The organism is Sunxiuqinia sp. A32, from assembly GCF_052690465.1.
In genome coordinates this window covers 129,302-143,224 of the sequence record NZ_JBQYLI010000014.1, presented here as the reverse complement: position 1 = coordinate 143,224, position 13,923 = coordinate 129,302, and the positions used below count along the sequence as shown (strand labels likewise).

Here is a 13,923-nt window from a genome sequence, read left to right as displayed (position 1 = left end):
ATCGTTTTTTACAAGAATAAGGGATTCAGTAAAGGGCGTGAGTATAATCCTGAAATCTATCAAACAAAGGCGAAGTACAGTTTATTATCTATTGAATCTTCTTACTCTTCAGTTCTTCCCAAAGCCAGGACCCGTGCCCCGGAAGTTGCCCCATTTATCTTGCCGGAAGGCGAGAACCTTAAGTTGAGGGTTTTTATAGATAAGAGTGTTGTTGAAGTTTTTGCCAACGGAAAGCAATGCGTTGCTGTTCGGGTTTACCCTGGTCGGGATGATAGTTTGGGTGTTTCTCTACGTTCACAAGGAGAAGATAGTAAATTGGTATCACTGGATGCCTATCACATGGAGGGTATCTGGAAAGATTAAGTTCTTTTTAGTGGTTTGAAACCAATCTTTTCCTTGTTCAATATTGGAAACATCCATTCAAAAAACATATAAAAAATAGCTAAAATGAGATTGACGGATTTTAAATTAGTAATGGTAACAGCGTTGCTGGTTCTTATAAATATTTCATGTAGTTCCCAGGGTGAAGGGGACAAAGGATCTGAAGAAGAAGTCTTTCGGGTCGGATACAATAACCCTGATTTGGTTGTTGATTTGGGCACTGGCCTGTGGGGGGCACCGGTACCCGTAGATTTTAATGATGATGGGCTAATGGATATTATTGTTACCTGTCCAAGTACCCCCTATAAAGGAGTTTACTTTTATGAGAATATAGGGACACTGTCTGATCCCCTTTTTGATGTTTCGAAAAAGGTTTCAGATATAGCATATCGAAATATACAGGCATCGTATGTCGATAATACATTGCATGTTATTCGTCAGGGGAAAGAATATTTGGATTTTGCAACAAATTTGTATTCGGAGCCATATGATATTCCTGTTGATGTTATACCAGGGAAAGATTTCAAGAAAGTCAGGAGCAATATGTGGGGTTACGTCGATTTTGATTCAGATGGGGATTCGGACATTATTGTGGGGATTGATGACTGGGGAGATTATGGCTGGGATAATGCTTATGATAGCACCGGTGTATGGATGAACGGGCCATTACGTGGCTATTTGTATCTGTTGGAGAACAATGGAAGTGGATATACCAATAAAGGGAAAATAAATGCGGGGTCAAGACCCATTGAATCTTATGGCGCACCTGGAGCAAATATGGCTGATCTGGATGGGGATGGTAGACTTGATATTATTTGTGGGGAATTCCTTGACAAGATAACCTGGTACAAAAATATTGGTACGAAATCAAATCCAAAGTTTGCTGAAGGGTCCTACCTCCAGGACGAAAGGGATGATACAATCCGGTTACACTTGGAAATGATTATCCCTGTAGCAGTTGATTTTGATAAGGATGGTCATGTTGATTTACTTGTAGGTGATGAAGACGGGCGAATTGCTTTGGTAAAGAACACAGGTATGTTGAAGGATAATAAGCCAATTTTCAGATCCCCGGCATATCTAAAACAAAAAGCAAATAATTTAAAGTTTGGAGCCCTTACCACACCCTACAGCATTGATTGGGATGGGGATGGAGATGAAGACATCATTTCAGGGAACTCTGCTGGTAATATCGCATTTATAAGGAACTTAGGCGGAGGAGAAGATCCGGTATGGGATAAGCCGGTATTACTGAGGAGCAATCAGGATGATATTCGGATTATGGCGGGAAGGAATGGTTCGATCCAGGGGCCTGCAGAAGAAAAGTGGGGATATACAACACTTAGTGTTGCAGACTGGGATAATGATGGGAAAAAAGATGTGATCGTAAACTCAATTTTTGGAAAAGTTATTTGGTACAAGAACACCGGAGACTTAATAAACCTGGAGGGGCCCTATAATGTAAAAGTTGATTGGGGCGAAAAGGAAGTTTCCAAACCGGAATGGAACTGGTGGAACCCTGGACCAGGCGAATTGGTTACCCAGTGGCGGACAACACCTTATGCAATAGATTGGAACCAGGATGGATTGACGGATTTGGTCATGCTTGACCATGAAGGATACCTGGCATTCTTCGAGCGATTTGAAGAAGATGGCCAGTTATATGTTCATCCCGGGAAGCGAATATTTAAAGAAGTTGGTGAAGATATGAAAGATGCCTTGCTGCGATTAAATGATCGTGAAGCAGGCCGTTCAGGGCGGATAAAGATTTGTTTTACAGATTGGGATGGTGATGGCGACATAGATCTTTTGGCCAACAGTAAAAACGTTGAATGGTATGAAAATACGGGAGAAACAGATGGTTTTGTGATATTTAAGAGCAATGGAGATTTATTGAAGCGTAAGTTAGCAGGCCATACCACCAGCCCTGCAACAGTTGACTGGGATAAGGATGGTGTACCGGATTTATTGATAGGCGCCGAAGATGGGCATTTTTACTATTTTAAAAATAAATAAACTGGCTTATAAATAAATACAAAACTGAAGGACATAACCTGAATAACTGAATTCACAATTGGTCACAATATTACAGTATCTTACAATTTCAGGGAGTTTGTAAAGATATTTGGCTTCATTGTTACTTGTTCATGTGTCATAGTTTTCATTGGTTAGATAACCTTTATAACAATTTGCAGATACAATCTTTTTAAAACCAATACTTCAATGAAAACACAAAATGTATTTATGGTGGCAGTTATCATTGCCTTGGGTGGATTCCTTTTCGGTTATGATATTGCCATGATGTCAGGAACGTCTTCTCAGCTTGAACAGCTTTTTGATTTAAACAGCTTTTGGCTGGGATTCACTTTGGCAGTAGCAATTTTGGGCACAATCCTCGGAACATTGATCATCGGTAAACCCGCAGAAAAATATGGCCGTCGTCGTTCATTAATCTTATTATCAGGTTTATTTGCCCTTTCTACGTTGGGGAGCTCCACCGCTATTAGTTGGGAGATTCTGTTATTTTTTCGTTTCATTACCGGTGTTCTTCTAGGTTGTATTTCAGTGGTAACACCTATGTTTATTGCTGAGATCTCTCCGGCTAAAAAAAGAGGACAGTTAGTAATATTAAACCAGTTTTTTGTTGTTACGGCTATTTTTGTGGCATTTGTCGTCAATTATTTTTTAGCTCAGCTATTTGAACAATCATCCTGGCGTTGGATGATTGTTGTAGAATCAATTCCAGCCGCACTATTTTTCTTTTTACTATTTCTTGTGCCTGAATCGCCACGCTGGTTGATTAATCAGGATCGTGTTGATGAGGCATTGACTGTTTTTAAATGCATTCAGGCTGAAAATCCTGCCAATGAAGTTTCAATCATAAAACAATCAGTCGAACAGGAATTGAAAATGGGGCATGGCAATTTATTTATAAAAGAAAACCGTTTCCCGATCATCATAGCCATTCTAATGGCTGCATTCAATCAATTGGCGGGAATTAATGCGATTATGATTTATGCTCCACGTGTGTTTGAAATGGCCGGTTTCGGTGCGAATTCTGCTTTGTTGCAGTCAATATCAATTGGAGCAACCAACTTGCTTTTCACATTTGTGGCCCTATTCCTTATCGATCGTTATGGTCGTCGTACCTTATTAATGTCTGGATCAGTTGGAATGGTATTTTTCCTGGGGATGCTTGCAAAAGCCTTTTTTACCAGAAACTTTTCAGAAATTGGTGGATATGGCGTGATGATTTACCTGATGGGATTTATTGCCTTTTTTGCTTTTTCCCAGGGAGCCGTATTGTGGGTTGTTATTTCAGAAATTTTTCCCAACAAGGTGCGCTCAAAAGGACAGGCACTTGGAACGTTTACCCACTGGATTATGGCCGCAGCATTAATTTGGGGATTCCCAGTATTTGCAAAGATGCCAGGATTTGGAGGAGGATCATCGTTTGCTTTCTTTGCCATCATGATGGTAATTCATTTCTTTTTTGCTTGGAAAGTACTTCCGGAAACCAAAGGGAAATCGCTTGAAGAAATTCAAGCAGAGTTAACTAAACGAGTTCAAACTTCTAATAAAGTTTAAAAAGGTGAAACGAGAAAATAAACAAATCTTATGCATTGGTGAAGTGTTATGGGATGTTTTTCCTGATCAGAAGAAAATAGGAGGGGCGCCGGTTAATTTTGCCTATCATGTATCCAAACTGGGGATAGAAAGCCTGGCAATAAGTGCAATTGGCAACGATAAGTTGGGCGATGAGTTGTTATATATGCTTGATAAGGCTGGACTTCATTATGACATAGGAAGAAATGAATATCCAACGGGCACCGTAAAAATTAATCTTAGTAGGAATGGAGTTCCACAATATGAAATCTGTGAACCGGTAGCCTGGGATTTTATAAGGTTGAACCCGGAGCTTGAAGCTATCGCCCGAAATGCTTATGCTGTTTGTTATGGCTCGTTGGCGCAACGTGGAATACTTTCGAGGGAGAGTATTCGTCAGTTGGTTCAGCTAGTTCCCGAGACTGCATACAAAGTATTTGATATTAATTTACGTCAGCAGTTTTATTCGAAAGAATTGATCAGTGATTCGTTGAAGATTTGCAATGTGCTTAAGATCAATAATGAGGAGCTTGAAATAGTCTCCGACATGTTTGGGTTTAGTGGCTCACAGGATGAAATCTGCAGGATGTTGATCAATGAATATAAGTTGAGTTTGCTTGTTTTAACCTGTGGAATAAATGGAAGTTACCTGTATACGATAAATCAAAAAAGTTTTCGTGAGACTCCGATGGTAAAAGTAGTTGATACAGTCGGCGCTGGAGATTCATTTACAGCTGCTATTGTCGCAGGATTGTTGAAAGATAGATTATTGGAAGAAACCCATGACATGGCAGTTCGACTTTCTGCTTTTGTATGTGCTGAAAGTGGTGCCATGCCCGATTATCATCTGGAGGACTTAAACGAATTTTTTAACAATTGAACAACAATACTCCATAATGTTGTGATTTACTATTTTTTAAGTGAAGTCTTTGGGAAATTATGCACAAGTCAAACTCCAAGATATTACTGTGGCACCTAGAGTAGGAGAAGAGGTAACGATTCCTTATTTTAGAGAGATAGTAAAAACCGATCATTTTTATGTGAGATCAATACACCATGAGTTTACAGACACGAATCAGGTGGTTTATGTAAGTATAGTAGTTGGCCAATATAATAGGTATTGGAATATGAAACGCGATGAAGAATATGCAAAGGGGCGCATGTCTATGAATGATTATCTGAGCAAAGATGAAAGTAGGATTAGAAAAGGATATGGTTTGAGATGGCTGTAATAGTTACCTGTTATAAAAATTCTTTCAACCAAGGTAAATAGTCTTCGTTGCCGATTTCTTTTAGGTCATTGAATTCAAAGTAATCAGAAAAATCAACCCAGTAACGAGGGACAAAAAAGTTACAGTAATTGGCTATTGAATTCCATCTTCCAATGTCTGTTCTTCGTTTGAAAAAACCGTTAGAGTCGAGCCATTTTATCAAATATATAATTACCTCTATGGAACCTGACCACGATCCATCATCAGTAAAAAAATGCTCTTCAATAAGTCGTTTTTCAATGGATAAAAAAGTATTGATTTTTCCTTGATTAATCATTTCATCAGCATTGCTAAAAGGAAATTGGTTCTCAGGGGCATCGGATTTATCAAAGTTAATATTGATACAGTTTTCATAATCCATTTCTAGCTCGTAAATGGCAAATTGTATATTGTCTATTAGTTCTTTCATTGAATATTCTTCTGTTGCTGCCTGTTCGCCTGTATTTCTAATTTTTGATTCAGCCAGTAATAAAAGTAGCCTTGCCAGTCTATGTTTATTTTCCTGTCTCAGGATTCCAATTTGATATAGAAAATCGTCCAATTCAAAAGCAGGAAGGGTTAATTTACTTTTGACTTGCTCTACTTGTGTTATATCGATATCTAATGCTAAGTTATTCATGGGTATCTAAAGTAGATAGTTTTAGATAACTTTTGAGGTAAGAAGGAGGTAAATTATTAACAAAAGGTGAAGTATTTCAAAACAGGGTTAATATCAATATTTGAAGGGACCTCTGTTGATGAAAGAATGGAAGAAGATGCCAATCAGTTTACAAGAAAATATTTGTTCCCTCACGAGGCTTTTGATCAACTATCATACTTGTTTGAAATAGATGAGGACGCCATTGTTGAATTTTCACATGAATTTAGTACACACCTAGCCATAATAGTTGGGCAGTTACAATTTGCCAAGAAAATTAGCTAAAGCAAATACAATCATTTTAAGGTTCATATTGATTTGTTGGCTTAGATTTCAGGACGGTGTAAGCGAGATTATGAATTTATAACTTTGTACATAATTCGATAAAAAATAGTATCAAGCCCAACACTCTCTGTTCTGAAAAATAATATTCTCGTTTTTTAAATTTCGGAGTTTAGTGTCAGTTCACTTTAGATAGGAAAGTCGATGTTAAAATAGACGTAAAAGGAATTTTGGGGAAGCTTACTCGTTTATTATTGTTTTGCTTATTTTTGGAGCATGCAAATTATTAACGGTATTTCCGAGAAGGTACTTATTGAGCGTTTAATAAAAGGAGACCAGACTGCTTTTGAGTTGTTGTTTCGGTATTATTATCCCGGCTTAGTTGTTTTTACATCACAAATTATTTTAAATAAAATTGAAGCGGAAGAAATTGTGCAGGATTTTTTTCTCCGGCTTTGGGAAAAGAGGGATAATCTCAAAGAAACTGAGTCCCTCAAATCGTATTGCTTTGTGTCTGTAAAAAATCGGGGCATTAATTATTTGATTGAAAAAAAGGTAGAAAGAACAAAGATCGAAGAACTTAAGCAAATAATGGTTAGCAATTTAACCTATGAGCAAGATATTTTTGTAACAAGTGAACTTCAGAAAAAAATTGAACAAGCTTTTGAAAAACTTCCTCCACGCACCAAAGAAATTTTTATTCTTAGCCGAATAAATTTTCTAAAAAACGATGAAATCGCTTTAAAACTTGGCATTTCCAAGAGAACTGTTGAAACTCAAATAAGTAACGCTCTCAAGATTTTGAAGCAAGAAATGAAAGAATATATTGTGTTATTACTTTTATTAGATCTAAAATCATAAAAAAAATGTATATGGCATACGTGTACTGTTTAGTTTTTCTGTATTAATAGTAAATTGTTATTTATAGAAAAGGGTTCAGTTAAACTGGTAAATTGCCATTTGCGTTGAAAAAAGAAAATAAAATATACTCTTTTGACAGGGGAACTTTCAATAAGTTTCTTAGTCGCAAAAAGAATCAATCGAAGGAAGAACAAAATCTGGAGGCTGGTTTTTTGATCAGTGAAATAAACACGATTGATATCGATAAGGCTTTTTCAATCCTTGAAAGCAAGATCAATAGACAAAATAGGATTAAAGTACTTTATTACCAGTTTAGAAAATTTGCAGCTATTCTGATTATTCCTCTTTTCATTTTTACATTATGGAGTCTGACACGAGAAAGACACATTTTTGAAGATAGCCAACTTAGTTTTCAGGAAATCGAAAATCCAATGGGTATCAGGAGTAAGATTATCTTGCCTGATGGGTCTAAAGTTTGGTTAAATGCAGGTAGCAAAATCAAGTATAGCATTCCTTTTGTAAGGGAAACCCGTGAATTGGAGCTGATTGGAGAGGCTTTCTTTGACATAGCTAAAAATCCAGAATCACCATTGGATGTTAAATTTGATAATTTTAATGTCAGGGTTTTGGGCACGAAGTTCAATGTGAAAAACTTTCAGGAAGATCAGCGAATTGGGGTTGTTTTAAAAGAAGGGCGTATCCAGTTGGGACAAAATGAAATGAATTCTAAGTATGAAAATGTCGTTTTGAAACCTGATCAACAATGGATTTATGACAAGGGTAAAAAAGCAGCATCCGTTAGAAACGTTGATGCAGATAAATTAACAATGTGGCATCAGAATATTTTGCTATTTAACGACACTCCAATGGGTGAAGTTGCATTACAAATTGAAAGATGGTATGGAGTTGATGTAGAGATTAAAGATGAAGAGCTATACCAGTATAAATTTACGACCGTATTTGACAATGAACCTTTATCTGTAGTATTAGAACTTCTTGAGATGAGTTCACCTATTAAAATCAAATATATACCTGAAAAAATTAATAAATCTTCAGGCTTTTCGGAAAATGCAAAAATTCAAATAAGTGCTATAAGGAAAAATTAAGCTAATATAAAATGAAAAGGGGAAGTGCTCCAACACTTCCCTGGTTAATTCAACTTTAAAGTCAAATTATTTTCAAACATTCAAATTTATGAAAAAAATCATGAAACGGGTATGTTTTGCATTGACAAAACATCGAAAAAAATTTGTGATCATGCGCAACACACTTTTAATTATACTCTCAGCTGTGTTTCAGGTTTTTGGGAGTATTAGTTACTCACAAACAGCTAAGCTAAATCTGGATATGGAACATGTTGCAATTAAAGATGTTCTGTCTAGAATAGAGGACGAGAGTGGATTTTATTTTCTGTATAATAGTGAGCTGGTTGATGTGGAAAAAAAAGTAAGTATTACTGTAAACAATGAAAGCATCGGAAAGACACTCGCTCTGTTATTCAAAAGATCTAATATTAATTTTTCTATTAAAGAGAGACATATTATTTTAACGCCTAATGAATCAGAATCTTCACAGCAGAAAAAGACTGTATCTGGTAAAGTAACCGATTCTTCAGGGGTACCATTGCCTGGGGTCGCCGTTGTTGTGAAGGGAACTACTACGGGAACAATAACTGATACCGATGGAATGTTTTCTATTCCAAATGTTGATGTAAATGCCATATTAAGGTTCTCGTTTGTTGGAATGAAAACATTGGAGCAAGTTATTCGTGATCAAACCGTATTCGATGTGATACTGGAGGAAGAAACCGTAGGTGTAGACGAGGTTGTTGTTGTAGGTTATGGAACACAAAAGAAAGTCAATCTTACGGGCGCGGTTGACCAAGTAGGCTCAGAGGTATTTGAAAATAGACCATTAGCGAATACTTCTCAAGGTTTAGTTGGTGTTATACCTAACTTAAACATCCGTATGTTGAGCGGTAAGCCTAAAGAATCACCCTCTTTTAATATTAGGGGAACCACTTCTATAGGCCAAGGGGGAAGTGCTTTGGTACTGATTGATGGTGTTGAAGGAAATCCACGTTTATTAAATCCAAACGATATTGAAAGTATATCAGTATTAAAGGATGCGGCTTCAGCTTCTATATATGGTGCACGTGGTGCTTTTGGTGTGGTATTAATTACAACAAAATCAGCAGAAGAAGGGAAAGTATCTATTACTTATTCTACAAATGCATCAATTAAGTTTCCAACCACTGTTCCTGATAATATTACTGGTTCTTATCCTTGGGCAAAAGGCTTTAGTGATGCATGGGCAGCATGGTTTGATAATGGAAGAACACCCACAGCTATTAATGTTACTATGCCATTTTCTCAGGCGTATTTGGATGAAGTTAAACGAAGATGGGAGGATCCTTCTTTGCCACGGATAGAGGTAGATCCTTCTACCGGAGAATATCAATATTATTCTAGTACTGATTGGTATGCACTACTGCATAAAGACCAATTTTTTGCTCAAGATCATAATATATCTTTATCTGGAGGTAATGAAAAGGCTACATTTTACCTTAGTGGAAGATATAATTCTCAAGATGGGTTATTTAGATATAATTCAGATGATTATGAGGTGTATAACCTACGTTCGAAAGGAACTATTCAGGTTGCTCCATGGTTTCAAATTGAAAATAATATTGATTATTCTAGTTCAAGTTATCATTTACCATTAAATGCAGCTTTTCAAGGAGTAGACCCTTGGACATTAGTTAATGCTGCAGGATTTCCCTTGTCTCCAATGTTAAATCCAGATGGGACCTTAACATTTTCAGGAGCCTACTCTGTAGGGGATTTCTATCTTGGGAAAAATGGGAGTGATGAAGTGTCACGTTTTTTTAAAAATAAAACATCTTTTAAAACCGACTTTTTTGATGAAAGTTTAACAGTACAGGGTGATGTTACATTTCAAACTACAGATGCAAGAACTAGAGATAAACTTGTACAAATTCCATATAGTCGCTATGAGGGAGTGATAGCCTATGCAGGACAAAACACCAATCAGCTTACAGATCAAACGGCAACTGCCAATTATTTAGCTACAAATATTTATGCTAATTATAAAAAGTCAATTAAAGAGATCCATAATATCGGTTTATTGGCAGGATTTAATTATGAACAATCAATATACCGTCACTTAGGGGCAAGACGGAATGGGCTTGTTTATGAAGATGCGGAAGACCTTAACCTAGCTTTAGGTGAAAGTTTTTTGGTTCGGGGAGGATACCAAAAGTGGGCAATAGCTGGTTGTTTTTTTAGAGTAAACTATGATTTTAAAAATCGTTATTTATTAGAATTAAATGGTCGTTATGACGGTTCTTCTAAATTCCCAACTAATGAGCAATGGGCATTCTTTCCCTCAGCTTCTGTAGGTTGGCGAATTTCAGAAGAGCCATTCTGGAAAGTAAACCGAGCAGCTTTTTCAAATGTAAAACTTCGAGCTTCTTATGGTTCTTTAGGGAATGGAAATATAGCACCATATTCTTTTACAGATAATTTTAGTATTTCACAATCTGGTCGTATTATCAATGGCATTCGTCCTCAACAAACTCTCCAACCTGTAGTGGTTCCAAGAGGTCTAACTTGGGAAACCTCTACCACAGGCAATATAGGTCTTGAGTTTTCAAGTTTTAATGGGAAATTTCAATTCACAGGGGATATGTACCGTCGTTGGACCACAAATATGTTTACTGCTGGCCCTTCTTTACCTGCAATATTTGGAACCGCAGTTCCAAAAGGAAACTATGCTGATTTGGAAACAACTGGATGGGAGGTTACTCTTAATTGGCGGGATAAATTTAATCTGGGAGATGAACCGTTTAATTATGAACTGCGTGTAACAATGTCCGATTACACAGCGGAAATTACCAAATACAACAATCCTGATAAAAATCTGACAGATTACTATGTCGGGCAACGTTTGGGTGAAATTTGGGGTTATCAAGTGGAAGGATTATTCCAGTCGATGGAAGACATTGCAAACTCACCTTCTCAAACAAATATCCCAAGTAATGGAAGCCGAATAAATTATCCGGGCGACTTGAAATTTAAGGATATAAATGGAGATGAAGTGATTTATAGTGGACTCAATCGTGTTGGCGATTCAGGGGACATGACTATAATTGGTAATTCTCAGCCTAGATATAATTATAGTTTGAACTTGAATACAGATTGGAATGGCTTTTTCTTGTCTGCATTTTTTCAGGGTGTATTAAAACAGGATTGGTATCCATCAGGAGAATCACGTTTTTGGGGACAATATAATAGACCTTACAATGTTTTTCCAAGTTGGCAAGAAAGCAATATGTTTAGGGAAGAACTTGGAAATTTTGATGCTTATTTACCACGTTTGGTTGGCTATACTAGGTTATTAGGATCCATGAGATACCCTAACGACAGGTATCTACAAAATGCATCTTATATACGTCTTAGAAATCTTCAAGTTGGTTATACTTTGCCGGAAAGCCTTTCTTCAAGAATAGGTGCAAAAAATATTAAGGTTTATTTGTCTGGAGAGAATCTTTGGACGTGGTCGCCTATGTATAAGTTGACCAAAGATACTGATGTAACCAGTATTTATGGATCAGATAGAGATACATCTAATGGAAATTGGGGAGATGGAAGTAATTATCCTATGCTAACAAGTATTTCAATAGGTCTAAATGTTAACTTTTAAAAGAAATTAATGATGAAAAGATTGTATTTTATAATAATAGGATTGACTACTATATTATTTGCCGCATGTGACCTTGATGAAGTGCCAGTAGATACTGGGTCTAAGGAAGTAATCTTTGGTTCAGAAAGTGGTATGGAATTATATACTAATTCATTTTATGGCCTTTTGCCTACGCCCAAGGATGGAGTATTCATGGGTGACGATACTTCCGATCTTATTTCACGAAATGGTGTAGACACTTATTTGGCACCTGGAGCTTTAAGTCCTGTAACAAGTTCAGGGTGGAATTGGACGAATTTACGAAACATAAATTATTTCATTGAAAATGCTGAAAATAGTTCGGTTAGTGGGAAAAATCATTTTTTAGGGCTTGCTCGATTTTTCCGTGCATATTTCTACTTTGAAATGGTTAAGCGTTTTGGAGATGTACCATGGGTTGATAAAACAATTGATGTTGATGACGAAGACAGGTTATACGGGGAACGTACAAGCCGTTTTGAGGTTATGGATCACGTGTTAGATGATTTGAATTATGCGATTGAGAATATATCCTTGACATCAGATGCAACTTCTACAAGAATTACAAAAAATGTAGCACGAGCCTATAAGACAAGGATTTGTCTTTATGAAGCGTCGATTCGGAAGTATCATACTGATTATGGGATGCAAAGTTCAGCTAATGCTTGGTATCAAGAAGTAATAAAGGCTGCAAATGAAATCCAAGGTTTCAGTTTGCATCAAAGCGGTGATCAACAAATGTCGTATAGGGAACTTTTTATTACCAAAACACCTTATACAGATGAAACTATTTTAGCAGTAACATTGGATGCTGAATTGCAAGTGTTCAGCTCAGCTAACAGGAGGTTTATTAGTCCAACATATGGACACCGCCCGGGCTTAACACGTCATTTTGTAAATACTTATCTTAATTTAGATGGTACTCCTTTCACCAATGATGGAAATTATGCAACAACACAATTTGTCGATGAAGTAAAAGGTAGAGATTTAAGGCTAAAACAGACTATTCGCTTGGGAGATTATATGCGAACAGAAAATGGAGTGCCAGTTGTAGCCCCTCCAAATTTCAATCAGTCATTTACAGGATATCAACCAATTAAATGGATGTATGATGAACGATTCCCTTATGATGATGAAAATCGTAATGATAATGCACACATTATAATGCGTTGGGCTGAAGTACTTTTAAATAATGCCGAAGCTTTAGCTGAATTAGGGTTGATGACAAATTCAAAATGGAGTACTACTATTGGTGCTCTGCGTCAACGAGCAGGTATAACAGGGTCAACCCTTACCAGTATGCCAACTGTAGCGGATCCATATTTAGTAAATTATTATAATGGGAAATTCACTGATCCAATTCTATTGGAAATAATGCGAGAAAGAGCTGTTGAAATGGTATTTGAAGGGCTTCGTCCCGATGATTTGATTCGATGGCATGTCGGAGAATTGTTTGAGCAGGCACCAATGAATGGAATATATGTGCCAGCATTGGGTGAGTATGATTTAAACGAGGATGGTATTATGGATGTATTATTCTATCAAGGTGCAAAACCAGTTCCTTCTAATCCCTCAGTAGCATTAGTAGATGTAACCAATTCATCTTCACCTGGACGGATACAATTGTCAAATGGTACTTCCGGTGAGGTTGTTTGGAATCCAGGAGTACGTGAATGGTTGGATAAAAAATATTTGTATCCTATTCCAGAAACAGATCGAATTAAAAATCCAGCCTTAGGTCAGAATCCTGGATGGGAGTAATTTTATTAGAACAATATCCAACACTGTACGTGTGATAAAATAATGCTAACGGTTGGGATACCACTATTTCGTGGATTAATCTTTAAAGCTTATTGGTGAACTTTAATAGGCTGGAAGTGTGAGTGTTTCCAATGTCTGGAATATTTCTCTATCAAATTATACCGAGGACAAAAGGTTCGATTTTATTTTTATTGATCTACCTATTTGTCCTACGGTATATGTAAAATGATGGCAGGTTTGTTTATGATGCTTATTTGTCGGATAATTTTTTTTATTTCTGATTAGATGTTTGTTTTATCAGGATTATTATCAGGAGCGACATTGAACTGCTTAAGGTGATTACCTGTATAAACCACAATTGAATGTGGGACATTATTTACA

11 protein-coding genes are annotated in these 13,923 nt (G+C 36.7%); 10 read left to right on the top strand and 1 reads right to left on the bottom strand.

Annotated elements, in window-relative coordinates:
• The 5 genes from ACUNWD_RS14790 to ACUNWD_RS14770 all read left to right on the top strand — a co-directional run.
• The coding region (locus tag ACUNWD_RS14790) for a GH32 C-terminal domain-containing protein (RefSeq protein ID WP_445588604.1) at nucleotides 1-363 on the top strand (363 nt) is incomplete at its 5' end.
• Nucleotides 364-447: 84 nt separating this feature from the next.
• Entirely contained in the window at nucleotides 448-2,397 is a 1,950-nt protein-coding gene (locus ACUNWD_RS14785; RefSeq protein ID WP_445588603.1) for an FG-GAP repeat domain-containing protein, read from the top strand.
• A 207-nt stretch (nucleotides 2,398-2,604) separates the two neighbouring features.
• Nucleotides 2,605-3,969 carry a sugar porter family MFS transporter gene (locus ACUNWD_RS14780; RefSeq protein WP_445588602.1) on the top strand — a complete coding sequence of 455 codons (1,365 nt, stop codon included), beginning with the start codon at nucleotides 2,605-2,607 and terminating at the stop codon, nucleotides 3,967-3,969.
• Nucleotides 3,970-3,973: 4 nt separating this feature from the next.
• Nucleotides 3,974-4,867, top strand: a complete 894-nt coding sequence (locus ACUNWD_RS14775) for a carbohydrate kinase family protein (protein ID WP_445588601.1) — start codon at nucleotides 3,974-3,976, stop codon at nucleotides 4,865-4,867.
• Between the two features lie 88 nt (nucleotides 4,868-4,955).
• Nucleotides 4,956-5,219, top strand: a complete 264-nt coding sequence (locus ACUNWD_RS14770; protein ID WP_445588600.1) for a hypothetical protein — start codon at nucleotides 4,956-4,958, stop codon at nucleotides 5,217-5,219.
• 10 nt (nucleotides 5,220-5,229) lie between these two features.
• Here the strand turns inward: ACUNWD_RS14770 and ACUNWD_RS14765 are convergent, their stop codons facing one another.
• On the bottom strand, nucleotides 5,230-5,877 hold the full coding sequence (locus ACUNWD_RS14765; protein WP_445588599.1) for a hypothetical protein: 648 nt from the start codon (nucleotides 5,875-5,877) through the stop codon (nucleotides 5,230-5,232).
• Between the two features lie 66 nt (nucleotides 5,878-5,943).
• Between ACUNWD_RS14765 and ACUNWD_RS14760 the strand changes: the two genes are divergently transcribed.
• From ACUNWD_RS14760 to ACUNWD_RS14740, 5 genes are all read left to right on the top strand, one after another.
• A complete protein-coding gene (locus tag ACUNWD_RS14760; protein WP_445588598.1) occupies nucleotides 5,944-6,180 on the top strand; it encodes a hypothetical protein in 237 nt (78 codons plus the stop codon).
• Nucleotides 6,181-6,453: 273 nt separating this feature from the next.
• Nucleotides 6,454-7,038: an RNA polymerase sigma-70 factor gene (locus ACUNWD_RS14755; RefSeq protein WP_445588597.1), complete on the top strand. Its 585-nt coding sequence runs from the start codon at nucleotides 6,454-6,456 to the stop codon at nucleotides 7,036-7,038.
• A 104-nt stretch (nucleotides 7,039-7,142) separates the two neighbouring features.
• Complete coding sequence (locus tag ACUNWD_RS14750) at nucleotides 7,143-8,144, top strand: FecR family protein (RefSeq protein WP_445588596.1); 1,002 nt, start codon at nucleotides 7,143-7,145, stop codon at nucleotides 8,142-8,144.
• A gap of 151 nt (nucleotides 8,145-8,295) precedes the next feature.
• Nucleotides 8,296-11,763 carry a TonB-dependent receptor gene (locus tag ACUNWD_RS14745; RefSeq protein ID WP_445588595.1) on the top strand — a complete coding sequence of 1,156 codons (3,468 nt, stop codon included), beginning with the start codon at nucleotides 8,296-8,298 and terminating at the stop codon, nucleotides 11,761-11,763.
• 12 nt (nucleotides 11,764-11,775) lie between these two features.
• The gene (locus tag ACUNWD_RS14740) at nucleotides 11,776-13,542 is read left to right on the top strand and encodes a RagB/SusD family nutrient uptake outer membrane protein (protein WP_445588594.1); all 1,767 of its coding nucleotides are present in this window, start codon (nucleotides 11,776-11,778) and stop codon (nucleotides 13,540-13,542) included.
• Nucleotides 13,543-13,923 lie beyond the last annotated feature (381 nt).